13 protein-coding genes and 1 pseudogene are annotated in these 19759 nt (G+C 62.3%); 12 read left to right on the top strand and 2 right to left on the bottom strand.

The annotated features are described in order from the left end of the window. The first annotated feature begins 323 nt into the window (after positions 1 to 323). The 5 genes from LQD11_RS12355 to LQD11_RS12335 all read left to right on the top strand — a co-directional run bounded on the left by LQD11_RS12355 (position 324) and on the right by LQD11_RS12335 (position 7804). Positions 324 to 3989 (top strand): ATP-binding protein, encoded by a 3666-nt coding sequence (locus tag LQD11_RS12355; RefSeq protein ID WP_238617815.1) that lies wholly within the window; start codon positions 324 to 326, stop codon positions 3987 to 3989. Beyond that, complete coding sequence (locus LQD11_RS12350; RefSeq protein ID WP_238617814.1) at positions 3986 to 4612, top strand: condensin complex protein MksE; 627 nt, start codon at positions 3986 to 3988, stop codon at positions 4610 to 4612. The genes LQD11_RS12355 and LQD11_RS12350 overlap by 4 nt, the downstream gene beginning before the upstream one ends. Next, complete coding sequence (locus LQD11_RS12345) at positions 4609 to 5856, top strand: hypothetical protein (protein ID WP_238617813.1); 1248 nt, start codon at positions 4609 to 4611, stop codon at positions 5854 to 5856. Before LQD11_RS12350 ends, LQD11_RS12345 begins: the two co-directional genes overlap by 4 nt. Beyond that, entirely contained in the window at positions 5853 to 6749 is an 897-nt protein-coding gene (locus tag LQD11_RS12340; protein WP_238617812.1) for a DUF7281 domain-containing protein, read from the top strand. The genes LQD11_RS12345 and LQD11_RS12340 overlap by 4 nt, the downstream gene beginning before the upstream one ends. Before the next feature lie 521 nt (positions 6750 to 7270). Further along, the gene (locus tag LQD11_RS12335) at positions 7271 to 7804 is read left to right on the top strand and encodes a DUF2939 domain-containing protein (RefSeq protein ID WP_238617811.1); all 534 of its coding nucleotides are present in this window, start codon (positions 7271 to 7273) and stop codon (positions 7802 to 7804) included. 16 nt (positions 7805 to 7820) lie between these two features. Here LQD11_RS12335 and LQD11_RS12330 read toward each other — a convergent pair whose 3' ends face one another. After that, positions 7821 to 9143 carry a citrate synthase gene (locus LQD11_RS12330; RefSeq protein ID WP_008933002.1) on the bottom strand — a complete coding sequence of 441 codons (1323 nt, stop codon included), beginning with the start codon at positions 9141 to 9143 and terminating at the stop codon, positions 7821 to 7823. Between the two features lie 399 nt (positions 9144 to 9542). Next, a pseudogene (locus LQD11_RS12325) lies at positions 9543 to 10394 on the bottom strand (MinD/ParA family protein); the annotation flags it as partial. A 210-nt stretch (positions 10395 to 10604) separates the two neighbouring features. Between LQD11_RS12325 and LQD11_RS12320 the strand changes: the two are divergent. The 7 genes from LQD11_RS12320 to LQD11_RS12290 all read left to right on the top strand — a co-directional run bounded on the left by LQD11_RS12320 (position 10605) and on the right by LQD11_RS12290 (position 19753). Then, a complete protein-coding gene (locus LQD11_RS12320; RefSeq protein WP_238617810.1) occupies positions 10605 to 12653 on the top strand; it encodes an HDOD domain-containing protein in 2049 nt (682 codons plus the stop codon). 32 nt (positions 12654 to 12685) lie between these two features. Further along, positions 12686 to 14851, top strand: coding sequence for an EAL domain-containing response regulator (locus LQD11_RS12315; protein ID WP_238617809.1), 2166 nt, complete (start codon positions 12686 to 12688; stop codon positions 14849 to 14851). 67 nt (positions 14852 to 14918) lie between these two features. Beyond that, positions 14919 to 16715, top strand: coding sequence for an EAL domain-containing protein (locus tag LQD11_RS15715; protein WP_238617808.1), 1797 nt, complete (start codon positions 14919 to 14921; stop codon positions 16713 to 16715). Continuing rightward, a complete protein-coding gene (locus LQD11_RS12305; protein WP_238617807.1) occupies positions 16712 to 17989 on the top strand; it encodes a SpoIIE family protein phosphatase in 1278 nt (425 codons plus the stop codon). The genes LQD11_RS15715 and LQD11_RS12305 overlap by 4 nt, the downstream gene beginning before the upstream one ends. A gap of 13 nt (positions 17990 to 18002) precedes the next feature. Continuing rightward, entirely contained in the window at positions 18003 to 18563 is a 561-nt protein-coding gene (locus LQD11_RS12300; RefSeq protein WP_008933284.1) for a SiaB family protein kinase, read from the top strand. 24 nt (positions 18564 to 18587) lie between these two features. Then, positions 18588 to 18980 carry a DUF1987 domain-containing protein gene (locus tag LQD11_RS12295; RefSeq protein WP_238617806.1) on the top strand — a complete coding sequence of 131 codons (393 nt, stop codon included), beginning with the start codon at positions 18588 to 18590 and terminating at the stop codon, positions 18978 to 18980. Continuing rightward, a complete protein-coding gene (locus tag LQD11_RS12290; protein WP_238617805.1) occupies positions 18977 to 19753 on the top strand; it encodes a GGDEF domain-containing protein in 777 nt (258 codons plus the stop codon). Before LQD11_RS12295 ends, LQD11_RS12290 begins: the two co-directional genes overlap by 4 nt. Positions 19754 to 19759 lie beyond the last annotated feature (6 nt).

The following is a 19759-nucleotide window of genomic DNA, read 5'->3' as shown; positions in this document are numbered from 1 at the left end:
ATGGCAGCCTCTCCGTAAAGTCACCGGATGCAATGCTAGCGTCAGGGTATGACAGCGAAGTGATGGAGGCATGAAGCTCCTCGGACGAAACAATGACAGGGGGCGGCGCCCGCTGTCACGACAACAAAACCGAGCCCTGGTGATGGTCGAACCGCTCATCGTGCTGTCTGAGAGTCGACTGCATGCCCGAGTAAACGGTTGATGAGAAAGAAGTTTGCAGTGGCCGCCGTGCTTGATCCCTTATGCGGGATTGAACATGATGGGTTGGACTCCAAGAACAGGCAAAATAGGCATTCCGGATGTTAGGGGATCAAGGACGCAACATGGCGCACCTGCTACGCATCGTGATGATTCATGGCCATCTCGAAGGGGTGGTCGAGCTGGATGTGGATGGTCACACCAATATCTGCGGCACCAATGCCTCGGGCAAGACGACCCTGCAGCGGCTGGTGCCGGTGTTCTACGGCGAGTTGCCCAACAAGGTGGTGCCCCGGACGCGGCTCAAGTTCGACCTTTTCTACCTGCCGCACCGCAATAGCTACCTGGTCTATGAGTACCGTCGCGAGGCGGGTGATGTCTGTCAAGCGGTCCTCACCCGCAAGAGCGAGGGTGGGGTGGAATATCGCTTCGTCGGTGCTCCCTATCGCCCCGAGGATTATCTGGTCGTGAGCGAGGGGGGTGTGACCGCGCTGGATTACGTCCAGTGGGCCACCGGCCTGCGCCGCCAGGGCATCGAGGTATCGCAGAAACTCGGTGCGAGTTCCGAATACCGCGCGGTGATCCAGAACGATTTCACCCAGCAATACGGCAACAGCCGCGAATCGCTGCGCCTGCGCCAGATGGCGGCCCGCTTCAGCCTGGTGGGTACCGGGCATCGCATCCGCCACATGGAGAAGCTGGTCTCGGCGGTGCACGCCAAGGAGGGCAAGATGGACACCCTCAAGACCATGCTGGCGGCCATCTTCGAGGAAGATGGCGTCGAGCTGCCGGTGACCCGTATCCGCAATACCAAGGCCCGGGAATGGATCGCTCGCATGCGCCAGTCCATGCGTCTCGCCCCCCTGCAACGGGCCCTGGAAGACCTGCAGCGCCTCGACCGCGAGATGGCCGATCTGGAGGCTGCACTGTCTCGGCTACAGCCCAGGCTCAAGGCAGACCTCCAGGGTGCCGAGCGCGCAGGCGCTGACCTTGAGGCTCAGCTCAATGCGCTTCGGCGTGAGTTCCAGGCCCGCGAAGACGCCCATGAGGAGGCCCGCGGTGCCCTCAACGACCGCATCAGCGAACTGGACAGCGAACTGGATCAGACTCGACGCGTGCTCGACGACCTGCAACGCCAGTTTGAGGCCTTCAAGGCAGCCGATATGCCCGGGCTTGAGCGCGACCTTGAGGCACTGCCCCATTGGCGTGAAGCGTTGCAGCAACTACGTGATCATCTGGAGTTGATGCAGCAGGCGGCGCAGGAGAGCAGGGCACGCCTGAATGCCCGGCTGGTGGAGCTTGGCGATCTGCTCGAACGCCGCGGCGATGAGGCTCAGGCCCGCATCGACGCCCTCGACAAGGAGAAGGAAGCCTGTCGCGAGGCCCGGAGTGAACAGGAACAACGCCTGGAGGCCGACCATCAGGAACGCCGAAGGGCAGTGGATGATGGCTACCGCAGCCGCCTGGATGAGGGGGCCAACCGGCTTGCCGAGCTCAAGGCCCAACTGGCCCATGACGGCCAGACGACCGAGGAGGTCCACGAGGCCCAGCAGGTCCAGGCCCGGGTCGACCAGGCCCAGAGCGAACAGGGAGCGGCCGCCGCCGCGGTGGAGGCGATTCGCGGCGAACTCGAAGCGTGCAAGCGTGAACGGGATCATGCCGAGCAGGATCTGGAGCTTGCCCGTCAGCAGCGCTCCCGGGCCGAACGGCGCCTTGATGGGTTGCTGATCCAGCGTGATCCCGCCCAGGGTAGCCTGCGCCATTTTCTGCGCCACCAACGCCCGGGTTGGGAGCAGAGCCTTGGCAAGGTGATCGCCCCGGAACTGCTTGATCGTCGCGACCTGGCCCCGCAGTTCAACGACGCTGCCAGCGACGATCTTTATGGCTTGGTGGTGGATCTCGCTGCCATCCCCCTGCCTGATCACGCCTGGGATGAGGCCACCTTGCTGGCCGAGATCGAGACTGCCCAGCAGGCGCTGGATCAGGCGGGTAAGGCCGAAGACTCTGCCGAGAAAGCCCTCAAGGCCCGCCATGACAAGGTAAAGGAGGCCTCCGCACGGCTCGATCGTGCCCGCGCCGCCCACCGCCGCGCCGCTGAAGACGTGAACTATGCCCTGCAGGCGCGCAACCAGTGCCACCAGCGCCACGAGGCGGCCCGTCAGGCCCGGCGGGCCGCCTGCCGCGAGGCCCTCAAGGAACAGGAGAGCCTGCAGCAGGCACTGAATGAGGAGCGGGAACAGGCCCTGCAGGCGCTGGCCGAAAGCCACCACGCCCAGCGCCAGGCACTCAACGACGAATTCCGCGGGCGTTTCGCCGGTTTCGATGAGCAGATCGCCCAGCACCGGCGCCAGTTGGCCGAGTTCAAGAACGAAAACCGTCGTCAGCGCGAGGAACTCGAGGCCGCCTTCGAACGTGAACTGGCCGAGCAGGGCGTGGACACCGCCAGTCTCAACGAGACCCGCTCACGCTCAAAGGCGCTGGCGCAACGCATTCGTCAGACGGAGGGCCGTCGTGAGGAACTCGAAGCCTACGCGCGTTTCATGCGGGTGGACTGGGGCGAGCGCAAGCCGCATCTGCTGACCCGGCAGACCGAGTTGGGCCGCGAGCACCAGAGTGTCGTGCGCGAACGGGAACAGCTCAAGCAGCAGTTCGAGACGGCCCGAAAGGCACATGGGGCAGCGGTTGCCGATCTTGAGAAGCGGCGCGGTGCTGAACGGCAACTGGTCGAGACCCTTGCACCACTGCTCACCCGGCTTGACGCCTTGCACCTGGAGCCGGCACCGGCCTCCCAGGGCGAGGCTCCGGGGGATGTCGGCGAGCGCATCGAACGTGTCCGTCAGGCGCTGGCGGATCACACCCGCACCCAGGACGCGCTGCGTCAGGGCTGTCAGAACATGGAGTCTGACCTGATCAAGGGTGCCAGTGCGGATTTTCACGAGACCCTGGCTGCAGAGCGCGCCCGGCTCGACGACACCGGCCCCCGTCGCATGCTCGGTGTGCTGGCCGGCATGCTCCAACTGCTCGAGAGCCGACAGGAGCAGCTCCAGCAGGAAGGACGCAACATGGGCGACGACCTGGACAAGTTCTTCACCGTGTTCCGCGACCTCAACCGACGCATCAACGCTCAGAGCCGACGCCTCTCCGACGAGGTGGCCGATGACCTCAAGCTGGAGGGCATTGGTCGCGCCGAGGTGAAGATCCAGTCCACCATCGACGAGCTGGGGTTCTGGGAGCCGCTCAAGCGCTTCAACCATCGCTACCGGGAGTGGCGTGATTCGGGCCAGCCGCTGCCCGGAGACGACTATCTGGATGCCCTGGCCGACGTGGTGGAGTTGCTGCGCAGTGATCAGCAGTACAGCTTCGAGAGCCTGCTGCGCCTGGAACTGCACCTGAGTGAAGGCGGCACGGACCTGGTGATCAAGAGTGACCGCCAGTTGCTGGAGTCCTCCAGTCACGGCATGGCTTACCTGATCCTGTGCAAGTTCCTGCTGGCCTTCACTCGCCTGTTGCGCGGCCAGGCTCAGGTGGCCGTTCACTGGCCCATCGACGAGATCGGCACCCTGGCCTATCACAACGTGGAGAAGATCTTCGACGCCTGCGACAACAACGATATCCATATCGTCGGTGCCTTCCCCAACCCGGAGTCGGACGTGCTGCTGCTGTTCCACAACCGCTACCTGATTGACCGCGATGAGTCGGATCCCGGCAAACGCCGTCTCAAACGCATCGAACCGCGTCTGAGCCGCCTGGCCCAGCGTCTGCAGGCGCGCGCCGAGGAGGTGTCCCCATGATCGAACAGGGCCCGCTGCTGGAGCGTCTGCTGGCCGGCGAATTCCTCTGCGCGGTGAGCGATGAAACCGCCTTCCGCCACCTTCAGGATGAGACGGTCCGTGAGCAGATCGACGCCTACCTGCGTCCGCTCAATCGTCGTTTGGCCACCAACACCGATGGGAATGTGTATTTCCTGGCCTGGCTGCGGATCGATGAGGCCGCCCGTGAGCAGCTTTCCCGGCAACTCAGCGACACGGTGGGCAGCCTGCTGCCGATGCTGGAGTGGCTGCAGCTGGTGCAGGAGACATTGGGTCGCGACGGTCTGGCGGCCCCCGGGGACGTACTCAAGCCCGCCGACTTCAGCTCCCGCTGCGAGGATCACCAGGGCCTGCGGGATCGCCTGGATCGGCTGGCCTCCGATCCCTTTTTCGGCTCCCAGAGTGACCAGCTGGATGCCCAGCTCAAGCAGGTCTTCAAGCGTCTCAAGGAGCATGGCTACCTGCTGCAGCCCCATGCCGACCGGCAGTACTACGTGGTGACCGGCAAGATCGACTACCTGATTGATCTGGTACGCTTCATCCGCGACGAGGAGCATCTGCCCATTAAGGATCAGTCCTCGTCCAGTCAGCAGAGTCTGCTATGAGCAGCGGTGATCCTCATGCCCTGGAGAGTCGGCTGATCAGCCTGGGTATTGACCGCCTGGGGCTGCTGGGCAGGCACGCCGAGACGCTGATGGCGGGCTACGCCCGCGACGAGGTACCGCTGGAAGGTCTGAGCACCCAGGCCCTGAACCGTCTGCTGGGTGCGCGGATCCTGTGGCGCCCCGACGAACAGGGCGGGGTGAAGCTGGCCCCCAAGGTGCGCGAGCTGATCGCCGAGATGCTGGCCGACGAGACCCGCCGTCACGTCAATGCCGATGTGGCCGAGACTCTGGAGCTGATGCGCAGTCTGGTGCAGAGCTACCGCGAGGCCCGCGACGCCGGCGAATATTGGCGCCAGGAACAGCAGCTTCTGCGCCTGCGCCAGGAGGTGGATGACCTGAACGGTCGTTTCGCCGACGCCATCGACAGCCTGTGGCGGCGCCTCAACAGTGACTTCGGTTTCGTCAGTCGCCTGGGCGACAAGATCCGCGAGAACGAGCGCGCCCAGAAACAGATCGTGCGCCTGCTGGACGGCCTGGAGCTGATCAAGTTCGACGAACTGATCGAACTGGTGGGCAGCGACGGTGCCCTGCGCAAACTGCTGGTCAGCGGCCTGCAGCAGCAACTCACCCACCATTACACCAGCCTGCGGGAGGTGCAGCGGCGGCTGATCGAATTGATGGCGCGGTTCCGTCAGCAGCAGTCGCGCAGTCGGCTGGTGGCCGGCATGGTGGGTTTCCTGCGCGAGCACCCAGGCTTCGTGCCTGGAAACTACGCTCGACGCAGCGAGGTGCCCGAACTGATCAACCGGGCGGCACCCATCAGGCCCGCCGGGGCGGTTGCCCTGGATCACGATGCCGACGCACGCCTGATCACCGAACTGCTGCACTGCCTGCCACGGTCGGTGTCGCGCCCGGAACCGGTCACCGCCGCCGGTGCCGCCGAGTGGCCGGAGGACACCCGGGTGGCCGCTCGCCGGCAGGCCCTCAAGGAAGATGTGGAGGGATTCTATCTGGCGGTGGTGGATCAGGACGGCGAGGGGGTGAGCGCCCTGGAGTATCTGCAGGGGAGCGATCTGGACTGGGACGAGGAACTCTGGCTCTTCCAGGTGATTGCCGAGTATCAGGCGCTGCCGCGAAGCGAGCAGCGTGCCTTCCGGCTGCACCGGGTGGAGACCGAGGCCAGCCCCTTCAACCATCTGCGCCTGATTCACGATGTGCACTTACGGCTGGCGCTACCCGCATGAGCCTTTCAGCGAGTGCCTACCGGCTGTTGCGTGATGTGCGCAGGAAGCTGCGCCAGGAAACCCGCGTCGACAAGTCCCGCGGTGGCAAGGTTATGGCGGAGATCGAGGCCTGGTGCCATGCGCATGACGTGGAATTGGGCATGCGCTGCGCCGGCCGCACCTTTCGCTTCGACCAAGACCTGCTGGCGCAGATCGATACGATCCTTGAGGCATCGAGTTTGCCGACCCTTGCGGTCGATCTTGGCGGCCTGACCACTGCCGAACAGGCCCGTCATGGCAATCTCGAAGAGAAGGGCCTGCGGGAAAGCCCGCGCCACCACCGTGTGCTGGTCAGCCTGCCAGCCGGAGAATCCCGGCCCGGCATCACTCCGGCGCCCCGGGACATCCAGGATCTCGACTGGCGCCATATCGATCTGTCCGCCTTCGATGTCCTCGTTCAGGTGGAGAACCTGGACAGCTTCTACGATCTGCAACCCGACCTTCCCGGGCTGGAGCGTTGGTCCCGTCCACTGGTGCTCTATCGCGGCGACAGTCATTATGGTGGCGGCTTTGGCAGGCTGGCCCAGGCCTGGGCCAGCACGGGCAGGGCGCATGTCTACTTCGGCGACTTCGATGCGGCGGGTGTCCGCCATGCCCTGAGTAGTGGCGCGACCGATCTTTTGCTGCCGCCTATCGCCTGGCTGGCCGAGCGGGCCACCGCCGGGCATCTGCCCGCAGAGCAGCAACCCTGCCAGGCAATCTTGCGTGACCATGCGGCACGCCTGCCCTCGGGGCATCCGCTGGCCGATTACCTGGCCCTCATGCTTGGGCAGCAGCGCGGCCTGCGCCAGCAGTGGTTTGGTGCCCAGCTGATGGTGGTATCACTGGCGCCATCTTCCGCCCCGGACCGTTGATTCATCCAGCCCCGGCTTCTCGTGGCTTCGAGAGAGCAATGTTCGCGGCCCGTCGAATGGCATGTCTGAAGCCGCCGATTCCGCTAGGATATCGGCTATTTTTTCGCTCCTGCCCGTCGATGGCGGGCCTTAGCCAAGGATTCGTGGCCATTTCAGTTCAGTTTTTATGGTCATTCTTCTGTAAACAACCCGCGACTGAAGTCGCAGGCTTTATCGTAGGACGAGACAATGCCTATCCCCGACATTAGGCCGGTTTACAGCAGCCCTTGGCGAGACGGCAGTCTCGCCAATCCGCCGATATTAGCGCCTCGGTGGAGAACGGCTACAGATCCTGTGCTCCCACCGCTTTGCGGTAACCTGGGATGCCGGCCACCGGGAACCCCGGTGCGCACCATTGGATTGGGAGCCATGCACAGCGACTTGAACGCAAGTGGCTTGATTTTACCACAGGGTGCGCTTCGCCCAACCGCAATTCCTCCCGCGATTGAAATCGCGGGTTTCCTTGCGGAGGTTCTATGAAAATGCTTGTCAAACCCCTGGTCATTGCCGGCCTGCTTGCGCTGGGCGGCTGGTATTACTATGCGCCTTACTACACGGCTTCCCAGATGCAGGCGGCAGTGGAAGCCCGGGATGCGGACAGGCTGGCCCGCCATGTGGACTTTCCGGCCCTGAGGGAAGATGTGCGTCAGAGCCTCAATGAGGTTCTGGCCCAGGAACTGGCGGATTTTCGCCGGGACAACCCGTTCGGCGGGCTCGGTGTGGCGGTGGCGGGTGCGCTGCTCAAGCCGCTGGTGGATGCCGTGGTTTCTCCGGCCGGGATAGCCACCATCATGGAGGGATACATCCCCGAGCCGGATGGTCGCGGCATGAGCTTTACTTCCCAGGGCGAGACCCGCATCCGCATGGGGTATGCGGGTCTGGACCGGTTTGTGGTCACCATCGAAAGCGAGCGTGATCCGGTTCAGCAAGTGGATCTGATCCTGCATCGACAGGGGAATTTTTCGTGGAAACTGGCTTCCCTTGGCCTCCCCTGGGCTGCCGAGGTCCGGCCCTAGGGAGGCGGGGACGGCCTCAGTCCGCTTTGTTGCGCTCTTCCATGGGCAGGTAATGGGCGTTTGTGGTCCCCGTGTAGATCTGCCGCGGCCGCGCAATCCGGCTACCCGGCGCCTGGTGCTGTTCCCACCAGTGGGCGATCCAGCCGGGTAGCCGTCCGATGGCGAAGATCACCGTGAACATGTTGGTGGGTATGCCCATGGCCCGCAGGATGATGCCGCTGTAGAAGTCCACATTGGGGTAAAGCTTGCGATCCACGAAGTAGGGGTCCGACAGGGCGATCTCCTCCAACCGACGGGCAATGTCCAGCAGGGGATCGTTGCGGTTGAGTACCGGCACCAGTTCCTGGGCGATCTTCTGCAGCATCTGGGCGCGGGGATCGAAGTTCTTGTAGACCCGGTGACCAAAGCCCATCAGCCGCACCTTGCTGTCCTTGTCCTTGGCCAGCTTGACGTATTCCTCCGGCGTGATGTTGCCCTGGTGGATCTGCTCCAGCATGTTGAGCACTTCCACATTGGCGCCGCCGTGCAGCGGTCCCCACAGGGCACAGACCCCGGCGGCACAGGAGGCGAACAGATTGGCGCCGCTTGAGCCCACCATGCGCACGGTGGAGGTGGAGCAGTTCTGCTCATGGTCCGCGTGCAGGATCAGGATCAGGTTCAGGGCCTTGCTGACGATTTCCGGACAGACGTACTGCTCGTAGGGCTGGGAGAACATCATGTGCAGGAAATTGGGCACGTACCGCATCGCCGGATGGGGATACATGTAGGGCAGGCCCTTGGAATGCCGGTAGGCGTAGGCGGCGATGGTGCGCACCTTGCTGATGAGGCGGGCCGAGGCCTGGCGGAACTGCTGCTCGTCTTCGAGTTCGTGCAGTTCCGGATAGAAGCAAGAGAGGGCGTTGATCATGGCGGACAGGATGGCCATGGGCGGCGCGGCCCGGGGGAAACCCTGGAAGTGATACTTCATGCCCTCGTCGATGTTGGCGAAGCGGGTCAGATCCGCCGAGAAGGAGGCGTATTCCTCGGCCGTGGGCAGGGTGCCGTTGATCAGCAGCATGGCCACTTCGATGAAGGAGGGACTGTCGGCAAACTCCTCAATGGGGATGCCGCGGTAGCGCAGGATGCCCTTATCGCCGTCGATGAAGGTGATGCCGCTCTCACAGCTGCCGGTATTGCCGTAGCCGGGGTCCAGGGTGATGTGGTTGGTCTGGCCGCGCAGGTTGGAGATGTCGATGGCGCGCTCGCCCTCGCTGCCTTCCACCACGGGGAGGCTGATGGTCTGCCCATCCAGTGTCAGGGTGGCGTTGCCTCGGGATGTGGATGGGTTAGGGCTGGTCATGGAAGGACCTCCAGGGCGGGTGAGGGACAAAGTGACGGCCGAGCCGTAAAAGACTCAAGATATGCAATGCGGGCATCACAGTGCAATGGGTCATGCAGGTACCTAAGGCGCTTTCTGCAGACGCTTGAGTCGTTCCATGAGGCCGATGCCTTGTTGTCCCAGTTGTCTGAGCTGATCGGCCAGCTGTTCCTGCGGACCAAAGCGGGCTTCATCGTAGCCATGGCGACGGGTCGGCAAGGGCAGTTCATGCTCACGCATCGTGACGGTATCGTCTCGGCTGAAAAGGGCCTCCGAGCGTGGAGTCGGGGGTGATGGGGATTCTGCCGACGGCATTGTATCGGGTTCATCCCGGGGTGTTTCAGTCTCATCCGGTACCTTGTCAGGCGCCCTGGTATCAAGCCAGCACTGGCTGAACCGACGGCCGGGAGTCTCGACCGGCGGTGCATTTTCCAGGGCATCGGCCATGCGCTGGAATGTCCTGTGGGAAGGGTCATGCTCGGGGAACAGGGCCACGGGATACTGTAGCAGTACGGCGTTGCGCAGGCTCTCATCCCGCTGGATGAAGCTCAGAAAGTTGACTCGGGCCTTGAGGTATTTCTCAACCGCGCCACTGAAGCGCTGAAAGACATTGCGGGCCTCATGCACATCACCGACCATGTTGACCAGAACTTGGCAGTTCACGTCGCCCTGCCGCAGGGCCAGACGCAGCAGGGAATAGGCGTCCGTCAGGGAGGTGGGCTCCGGGGTCAGCACCAGCAGCATGCGGTGAGCGGCACCGATGAACGAAAGGGTGGTCTCGGAAATGCCCGCCGCGGTATCCAGCAGCAGGTAGTCGAACTCGTCCTCGATGCGGGCCAGCTCCCGGGCCAGGTGCTGTTTTTGGTGGATATCCAGGTCCACGCACTCGGAGATGCCATGGGCACCGGGGATCAACTTCAGACCATGGGGGCCTTTCTGGATGACCGCTTCAATGGTGTGCTTGCCCGAGAGTACGTGCTCCAGGCTGTATTCCGGCCTCAGTCCCAGCAGGAGGCTGACATTGGCAAGCCCTGTATCCGCGTCCAGGATGCAGACGCTGTGTCCGCGCATGCAAAGACACAAGCCCAGGTTGACCGCGATGCTGGATTTGCCCACGCCGCCCTTGCCGCTGGTAATGGCGATGACCTGGGGGCGCCGGTACTCCGCTTTGTTTGCCGATCGGGGGTGCGCCGGCGCTTGAGCGGCCTTGGCGTGAGGTTTGTCGAGGAACATACTTTATCTCAAAATCCACACTATATTTGTGATCAAACAGAGTTTAAGTATTCTCCTCTGATCAAGTCATTCCCGCGCGGGCGGGAATGACGGTGGGGAAGCTTTCTTGACGTTATCATTCATCGGTCGGCCGGTCCGACCGGGGGCGTTTGCCACCAGGGGGAGAGCCAGCGGTATGCGCGTAACGACCCGTCGGGCCATTGGATAGTCATGGCCCAGGAAAATTTGCTGATGGAGACGATGCCGAGCCTGCCGCAGGTTCTGCTGAACATTCTGGATGCGATTCAGGACGAGCAGGCCGATCTGCGCAGTTTGGGCGAGATCATCCTGCAGGACCCGGCCATGACCGCACGCCTGGTGGCGGTCGCCAATTCCGCCCACTATGCCAGGGCCGGAGGCTGCCATTCCCTGGATCGCGCCGTCATGATCCTGGGACAGCGCACGGTGAAGAACGTGGTCATGACGGCGGCAATGAAGCAGGTGTTCGATGAATTTGGCCGTCGTCACCGTCGTTTCCTGAAGGAATCCTGGCGTGGCACCCTGGTCACCGCCGCCCTGGCCCAGGCCCTGGCCGCCCTGACCCGTTACCCCCGTCCGGAAGAGGCCTATCTGTGCGGCCTGTTGGTCAATCTGGGACGTCTGGCCCGATTGACTCTGGATGAGGCCCGTTATCCCGCACTTCTGGAAGCGGCAGAGAACGATCAGGACCTGATCCGCCGGGAACAGGCCACCTACGGCGGTAGCCATTGCGAGCTGGCGGCCGGTCTGATGGAGCAATGGGGACTGAGCCCCTTGCTGGCCGATGCGGTTCGCTATCATCTGGAACCGGCGCTGCAGGTGCGGGATGCCCATCACCTGGTGAAGTTGGTGAATCTGGCCCATGGGCTGGGGGCGGGCGAGAACCTCCGTGATGGTGCTCTGGAGGCCGCCGACATCCTGTTCGGGCTCAACGAGGGCTTGAGCACTGAACTGAGGGCCGGGGTGCAGGGAGATGTCCGGCGTCTGGCGGCGGCCCTGGAAATCGATCTTGATGGTCAGGACCGGACGATGTCCGATCGCCACGCCGAGCGGCGGTTGGGCGAGTGTCTGAGCGACCTGGGTCAACTTGACAGGGTGCAGGCGGAGTTGAGTCGGGTGCGGGATGTCAGGCATGGCTGCCAGGCCGTGCAAAAGGTCCTGTTCATGACCCTGGGGGTGGAACACAGCCTGCTGTTTCTCATGGATGCCCGTCAGGGCCTCATGAGTGCATGGATGGATCCCGCCGATGACGCCGCCTTCGTGTTGCCCCTGGAGCGTGGCAGGAGTGCCGTGATCGATACGAGCCTTGATCGCCGCCCGCGGGTATTGTCCCGTTCGGAAGAGGAAAGCCTTCCCGTGGTGGATCGTCAGCTCTTCAGGGCCTGTCATGCCGATCTGCTCTGGCTGTTGCCCCTTGTCGGCGGGGATCGTAACGTGGTCGGCGTGCTGGTGCTGGGTGTCCCCGGCGCCCAGTCGGCCCGCCTGGAAGGGCGCCGCGGTTTTGTGTTGGCCCTGGCAGGGGAAATCGCCCGGTTACTGGCCGATGATCTGCAACCTCCCGGGGTTGATGGATCCGATCTGCAGAAGCATGTCCATGAAATCATCCATGAAGCGGGCAATCCCCTGACCATCATCCAGAACTATCTGGCCATGCTGCGCATCAAGCTGGGAGAGACCCATGAGTTGCAGCAGGATCTGGATCTGATCCGTGAGGAGATCGACCGGGTGGGACGGATCCTGCTGCGAATGAAGGACGTGCCGGCGCCGGGCAGGGCCGAGGACTTGCCTCTGGATCCACTGGTGCAACAGGTGGCCGAGATTTTCAGTAATTCCCTATGTCAGACCCGCGGGATACGGCTGTCCCTGAGTCTGGCCGCGGGTGAAGCGGGTACCCTCGGTCACGCCGATCACCTGCGCCAGATCCTGACCAATCTGTTGAAAAACGCCATTGAGGCATTGGGAGAGGGCGGGGAAATCCTGCTTGGGACCCGCGCTCCGGTGAATCTCAACGGCTGTCCATACGCGGAGCTGACAGTCCAGGATGATGGTCCCGGCATTCCGGACTCGATCCAGTCGCGGCTGTTCTCTCCGGTGACCTCCACCAAGGGGGAAGGGCATTCCGGCCTGGGTCTGAGCATCACCCGGCGCCTGATCGACGAGATGGGCGGGAGCATTGTCTGTGCCAGCGGCACGCAGGGTACCCGCTTCCAGATTCTGTTTCCGCTCGATGGTCAGGGATGATGCGACCATGAACATTTCCCGGACCCCGACAGATGAATTCAGCACCGCCTTTTCACGAACCGCAAGACCCTGCCTCCGCCCGCATTCTGCTGGTGGATGACGATCTTCGTCTGTTGTCGAGTCTGCGCTCACTGCTGGAACTGCATGGTTTTCGGGCGGACACGGCGGGAGGCGGGCGGGAGGCCATGGAAAAGCTGCGGGAGCGCAGCTATGACCTGGTGTTGCTGGATCTGGGCATGCCCGAGGTGGGGGGGCGGGATGTGCTGCGCTTCATGGCCGCCGAGCAGCTACCCTGCATCACGGTGGTGGTCAGTGCCAACAGTTCGATCCAGGACATGACGGGGGCGCTTCGGGATGGTGCCTATGATTACCTGAAGAAACCCTATGTCTCGGAAGAGCTGTTGGCGACCGTCCACAATGCCCTGCGTCGAAAGCATCTGGAGGAAATGAACCGCTGCATGCGAGGGCGCCTGGAGCGTTCGGAACGCCTGCACCGGCTGATCGTGAACAATTCTCCCGATATCGTCTTCATTCTGGACGAGGCGGGACATTTCAGTTTCATCAATTCCCGGGTGACGGATCTGCTGGGCTACGAGCGCGAAGCCCTGCTGGGATGCCCGCTATTGTCTCTGGTGGACGAGGAAGACCAGGAAAAGGCGCATTATTTCCTGGGTCAGGTGATGCGCCGGCACCGGGATGTCCGTTCCGTGGAATTGATGCTGCGCCCTTCCGGCAGGGTCCACGGCCGACGGCATTTCGAGGTGGCGGTCTGGCCCCAGCAGGAGGCCCTGGAGCATGGCCCCTTCGGTGACATGGCCCACTCCATTTACGGGACCGCCCGGGATATCACCGAGCGCAAGGAGTCCGAGGCCTTCATCACCTTTCAGGCCTATCACGACCTGCTCACCCGCCTGCCCAATCGGGCTCTGTTCAAGGATCGGGTCAGCCTGGCCATTGCCCAGGCCAGGCGCAAGGGGGTGCGGCTGGCCGTCATGTTCATCGACCTCAACCGCTTCAAGATCATCAATGACTCCCTGGGGCATACCCTGGGTGATCGACTGCTGCAGGCAGTGAGCCAGCGTTTGCTGGCTTCCATCCGCGAGGGCGATACCTTGTCCCGCTTCGGTGGTGATGAATTCACCCTGTTGCTGCCGGAGGTGCAGGATGCCGATGCCGCCGGGCAGGTAGCGCAAAAGATCCTGGATTGTCTGAGTCGCCCCTTCCAGATCGGTGGTCACGAACTCTATGTGGGAGCCAGCATCGGTATCGCCCTGTATCCGGAGCAGGGACAAGGGTTGGATGAACTGATCAAGCATGCCGACATTGCCATGTATCGGGAAAAACGTTCCCGCAGGAACGGGTTCCGTGTTTTCGATCCCGAGATGGGTTGCGATGCCCAGCCCCTGCGGCTGGAACAGGATTTTCGCCGGGCGCTGGAGCGGCGTGAGTTTCAGATTCTCTACCAGCCCCAGGTGGATGCGGATCAAGGTCGATTGGCCGGTGTCGAGGCGCTGGTGCGTTGGCCCCATCCCGTTCACGGTATGCTCGGACCCGCGGATTTCATCCCACTGGCGGAGGAAACCCGTCTGATCATCGACCTGGATCATCTGACGCTGCGTTCGGCCCTGGAAGAAGTGGGGCAGCATCGCCAAAGGGGCTGCACCGACATGAGGCTGGCGGTGAATCTCTCGGCCATCGTGGTCGAGCACGATGATTTTGTGGCACGCATCAGCGAGACGTTGGCGGACACCCGTTTTCCACCCCATCTACTGGAGTTGGAAATTACCGAGAGCCTGCTGATGAGTGATGCCCATGCCACGGTGGAGAAACTCGCCGCCCTGAGTCGCCAGGGGATACGGATCGCCATTGATGACTTTGGTACCGGCTATTCGTCCCTGAGCTACCTACAGAAACTGCCGGTGCATACCCTGAAGATCGATCGTAGTTTTACCCAGGGGATCAGCGCCCGTGAAGATGAGGCCTGTCTGGTGAATGCCATCGTGTCCATGGCCAAGGGATTGCAGATGGGGGTGGTTACGGAAGGGGTGGAGACCCAGGTGCAGATGGATTACCTGCGCAGCCTGGGATGTCCGATGATGCAGGGTTATCTGTTCGGTCGGCCGGCTCCCCTGTCGGACATCGTGGGTCGGCCCTTGCCGCTGCCGGCCAGGTGGCCTGTCAACGGCGTGTCACAGTGACCGATTAAAGTGACGTACTTATTGCGCCCCGGGATCGGGCGAACCTCCCTCGTTCCGGATCTGCACCGTGACTACCTGTCAGACCATAGAATGCATCCTTGCCCGTGGTGAACTGCACGCCTTGTTCCAGCCGGTCGTGGCCCTCCATCCCGGTGGGATCATGGGTTATGAAGGCCTGATTCGCGGCCCCTCCGACAGCCCCTTGCATGCCCCGCAGAAGTTGCTGGCCGAAGCAGCCCGCGCGGGCTGCTTGTTTGAACTGGATCTGCTCTGTCGTCGGGTAATTCTGGCGCGCTTTGCCGAGCTGGGACTTCCGGGGCGCCTTTTTCTGAATGTCAATCCGGATGTCCTGGCGGACCGCAATGCGGTTCACGGCATGACGCTGCAACTCCTGCAGGAGAACGGTATCGCCGCCGAGCAGGTGGTGATCGAACTCACCGAGCAGCAGCCCATCCATGAGTACGACATCATGCGCGAGGCGGTGCGGCATTACCGGGAAATGGGGTTCGCCATTGCCCTGGATGACCTGGGAGCAGGTTACAGCTGTCTGCGACATTGGTCGGAGCTGCGACCGGATTACGTGAAGATCGACATGCACTTTGTGCAGAATGTGCATAACGATCCGGTCAAGCGCCATTTCCTGCATTCCATCCGGGAGATTGCCCACAGCCTGGGGACCCGTCTGATTGCCGAAGGCATTGAGACTGAGGCCGAGTATGAGGTGGTGCGCAACCTGGAGATTCCCTATGGGCAGGGGTATCACTTTGCCAGACCGGCCGCCAATCCGCCGCGGGAGCTGCATTGTCTGGTCCGGTCCCGGGGAGGCGAAGTATCCCGGTTGCGACACCGGGGCGAGACTGTGGCGGTGCTGGCCCAAACCAATCCGACCACATCTCCCGAGCAGCCCTTGGGGAACACGGTCAGTCGCTTCCAGGCGGAGCCCGGCCTGCATTGTCTGCCGGTCATTCACGATGGCCGTCCCGTGGGCATCATCCGTCGCCACGACATTCTTGCGCTTTATTCACAGCGATTCAGCCGTGAACTCCATGATCGCAGCCCCATCCGTTTCTTCATGAAACGGGACCCGCTGCTGGTTTGTCAGGACCAACCCCTTGAGCAGTTGAGTGAAACCCTGACCGCTCGGGATACCGTCGATGATGAGTTCATCATCATCGACGGAGAGGGCCAATACGTGGGTGTCGGTCGACTGTTGGAGTTGTTGCGCCGGATCACCGCCCTGCAGGTACGTTATGCGCGCTATGCCAATCCCCTGACACAGCTTCCCGGCAGCGTCCCTGTCAATGAGCACGTGGATCGCCTCATCGAGCTGGGCGTGCCCTTTGTGGTGGCCTATTGTGATCTGGATAACTTCAAGCCCTTCAACGATTACTATGGTTATGCCCGGGGGGATCAGGTCATCTGTGCACTGGGAGACATATTGCGGTCCGTGCAGGAGGAAACCGAGGACTTCCTGGGGCATGTGGGGGGAGACGATTTCATCCTGGTGCTGACCGGGGACCAATGGCGCCGTCAGTGCAGGGAGGTGCTGGACCGTTTTGCGGTTTCCGTCACGGGTTTCTACGATGAAGCGGAGCGACGCATGGGAGGAATCCATACTCTGGACCGGCGGGGTGAGGAGCGATTTTTCCCGTTGCTGAGTCTATCCATCGGGGCCGTTCAGGTGTGTCCGGGTGGCTTCCGTTCCCATCTGGAGATCTCTCAGCGCGCTTCCGAGGTCAAGTGCCGGGCCAAGGAAGAGGCAGGCAATACCCTGTTTCTGGACAGGCGCATGGCAAGGGGTGACACCATGACCGGATTCGCCATCGAATCCGCCTGCCGATCGGAATCGTTGGTGCAGCCATGACCGCTTCACCCGTTCAGTGTCAGGATGGGGACAATCTTCCCTCGGCCCTTTCCCGCCATTTCATCGGGTCTGCCCAGGATCTGCTGATTCACGTGGATCCCGTAACCCCGGGCCATACCAACGAGCAGATTGCCCAGATCTTCAGCCTCAAGCGCCAGCTACAGAATCTGCCGGTGGTGCATGGAGAGCGTCCCATGGGGCTGATCAATCGCAGCCTGTTTCATAACATGATGGCCAAGCCCTATTACCCTGAACTCTACAGCCGCCAGAGCTGCATCGCCTTCATGGACAAGAATCCCCTGGTGGTGGACGTGGATACCTCCATCGACACCCTGACTGCCCTGGCGGTACAAACGGGAGAGAAGGTGTTCGCGGATGGGTTCATCCTGGTGGAGGATGGTTGCTATCGGGGCGTGGGGCATGTTCTGGACCTGATGCAGGCCATGAACGATCTACAGGCCCGGCAGCACCGCCAGCTGGTGGACAGTATCGATTACGCCAGCCTGATTCAGTCCTCCCTGCTCAAGTCTTCCCGCCAGGCCCTGGCGGACCGCTTTCCAAATGCCCATTGGGTGCTGTGGCAGCCCAGGGACACGGTGGGCGGCGATATCTTTCAGTGCTTCAACCTGGCGGATGGCTTTCTTGTCGCCGTGTTCGACTGCACGGGCCACGGCGTGCCCGGTGCCTTCATGACCCTGATTGCGGGGGCCGCCCTGGAACGGGCCATAGCAAGCCATGGCCATGATGATCCGGCGCTGCTCCTGGCCTCCATGAACCGTTACATCAAGCAGACCTTGAGCCAGCATAGCGCATCTTCCCGGAGTTCGGAGCATCCGGACAACTCTGATGACGGCCTGGAGGGGCTCATAGTGCGCGGGTTTCCCGACGCCGGTCATGTTCTGCATGCGGGGGCGCGGATGCCATTGATCCGTATCCGCCCGGAAGGCGGGGGGCATGGCGAGGTGATCCGCTCCGAGCGTCGCGGGGTGGGCTACGCGGCTACACCGGTGGATCACGAGTGGCGCAACCAGCGGCTGGACATGGCCCCCGGGCAGCGTCTCTATCTGGCCAGCGATGGGGTGATCGACCAGATCGGTGGTCGTCGACGGATTGCCTTCGGCAAGAAACGGCTTGTCCAGACTCTGTTGGAGACTCGCGCACTGGACATGTCCGGTCAGAAGCATGTCTTCATGCAAGCCTTCAACGAATATCGCGGCCGACAGGTGCTGCGGGATGACCTCACCTTACTCGCCTTGTTGTGGCCTGGTGTCTGAGCGGATGACCCACATGAATCAGTATCTTTCTCCCTGTCACGATCGCCAGGCGTGCATCACTCGGAACCAGGGGCTGGTGTTTTATTACGTCGGCTATTTCTCCCAGAACATCATTAACGCCATCGGTGATGCGGTGCGCCTGCGGCTGGAATGTTCCGAGACTCCGGGTAGTCTGCGCCGCAAGATCTTTTCCATCTTCATCGAAATGGCGCAGAACATCGTCCATTACTCCAGCGATCAGCTGACCCTTGAGTCGGACCGGACGCATGAGATGCGGGCCGGCTCGGTGTGTATCACGCAGGAGTCGGGGCACTTTCTCATTATCTGCAAGAACCCGGTGACCCCTGAGTGGGCACAGCAGCTGCGCCAGGAGCTGGAGGCCTTGCGAGTCATGTCCGTGGACCAGATACGGCAATCGTACCGGGAGCAGCTGCGCCGGGAAGCACCGGAGCACAGCAAGGGGGCGGGGCTTGGGCTTCTGACCATCGCGCGTGACAGCAGCGGACCCATCGAATATGCCCTGGAAACCAATCCTTGCGGGGATGTGCTGTTCACCCTCAAGGCTACCCTCTAAGGTCCGATTCGCAGGAGCGACTTCATGGAAACCAGACTCTATATTCCGCCTTCCCCCAATACCCCCGAAGTGGACTTCGATTTTGCCGCTCGCCGTCTATGCATTCGGGGGGAGTCCTATCCCGAAAGTGCGGTCGGCTTCTATCACGAGATCCTGCAACGTACCCGGGATTTCCTGGGCTCCCTGGAAGAGGGTGAGGTACAGGTGATCATCGAGCTCCGGTATTTCAACAGCTCCAGCACCAAGATGCTGTTCAATCTGGTGGACGAACTCAACGCCGCTGCCAAGCTCGGCAACCAGATTACCTTGGACTGGTACCACGACGCCGAGGACGACACCATGCTGGAGTTTGGCCAGGAGCTGGCGGATGACTTTCCTGAGATCCACTTTCGGACTCTCCCGATAGAGACTTCATGAGCATCGGAACCCCTGCAGATTTTGCGGATGGTGGCCGGGACGGGCGAGGGAAGCCGCCGGATCTCTTTGAGTCCGAAATCCGAGCCCTGGAGACTGCTTGCCAAGCCCTTGACAACGGTAATCATCAGGATCATCGGCGCGCTCTGGAGGCGCTGATCCGGGAGTTCGACCGGGTCATCAGGGACATGCGTCGTCTCATCAACCATGCCGATCGCACGGAGCGGGAGCTGAGCCGGGCCAATCAGCGCCTCACCGAGCTGACCCGCGGCTTGGCCTACCGGAACCGGCACGACGGCCTCACCGGCCTGCTTAATCGGGAGACCCTCATTGACGAGGCGGAAGCCTTGCTGGCGGTCCAGGCAATGGCCTTGATTCTGATGGATATCGACCATTTCAAGCAGGTCAACGACCGCTATGGACATCCGGTGGGTGACCAGATTCTAAGGGATGTGGCCGGGGCCATGCGCACCCTCGCTCCCGAGGATGGCCTGTGCGGCCGACTGGGGGGCGAAGAGTTCGCGGTGATTTTGCCCGGGCAGATCGCCGGTAAGGCGCTGGGCTGCGCAGGTTGCATTGCCGATGCCATTCGTGCCGTGCGCCGGGATGGTCATCCCGGACTTCGGGTGACGGCTTCCTTCGGTATTGCCCTTGCCTCGGCCGGTACTTCCTTTGATCGGCTCTACATTTGCGCCGATGACGCCCTCTACAGGGCCAAGCATAGTGGTCGGGATCGTATCGAGGTGGTGGCAGACTGTATTCGGGGCCTTCCATAACAGCCA

Source organism: Ectothiorhodospira shaposhnikovii, from assembly GCF_022227765.1.
Taxonomy (GTDB): Bacteria; Pseudomonadota; Gammaproteobacteria; order Ectothiorhodospirales; family Ectothiorhodospiraceae; genus Ectothiorhodospira.
This window is presented reverse-complemented; position numbering and strand designations above follow the sequence as displayed.

Coding starts and splice junctions, on each gene's coding strand:
- LQD11_RS12355 (WP_238617815.1), top strand. CDS start 324: ATGGCGCACCTGCTACGCATCGTGATGATTCATGGCCATCTCGAAGGG.
- LQD11_RS12350 (WP_238617814.1), top strand. CDS start 3,986: ATGATCGAACAGGGCCCGCTGCTGGAGCGTCTGCTGGCCGGCGAATTC.
- LQD11_RS12345 (WP_238617813.1), top strand. CDS start 4,609: ATGAGCAGCGGTGATCCTCATGCCCTGGAGAGTCGGCTGATCAGCCTG.
- LQD11_RS12340 (WP_238617812.1), top strand. CDS start 5,853: ATGAGCCTTTCAGCGAGTGCCTACCGGCTGTTGCGTGATGTGCGCAGG.
- LQD11_RS12335 (WP_238617811.1), top strand. CDS start 7,271: ATGCTTGTCAAACCCCTGGTCATTGCCGGCCTGCTTGCGCTGGGCGGC.
- LQD11_RS12330 (WP_008933002.1), bottom strand. CDS start 9,143: ATGACCAGCCCTAACCCATCCACATCCCGAGGCAACGCCACCCTGACA.
- LQD11_RS12320 (WP_238617810.1), top strand. CDS start 10,605: ATGGCCCAGGAAAATTTGCTGATGGAGACGATGCCGAGCCTGCCGCAG.
- LQD11_RS12315 (WP_238617809.1), top strand. CDS start 12,686: ATGAATTCAGCACCGCCTTTTCACGAACCGCAAGACCCTGCCTCCGCC.
- LQD11_RS12305 (WP_238617807.1), top strand. CDS start 16,712: ATGACCGCTTCACCCGTTCAGTGTCAGGATGGGGACAATCTTCCCTCG.
- LQD11_RS12300 (WP_008933284.1), top strand. CDS start 18,003: ATGAATCAGTATCTTTCTCCCTGTCACGATCGCCAGGCGTGCATCACT.
- LQD11_RS12295 (WP_238617806.1), top strand. CDS start 18,588: ATGGAAACCAGACTCTATATTCCGCCTTCCCCCAATACCCCCGAAGTG.
- LQD11_RS12290 (WP_238617805.1), top strand. CDS start 18,977: ATGAGCATCGGAACCCCTGCAGATTTTGCGGATGGTGGCCGGGACGGG.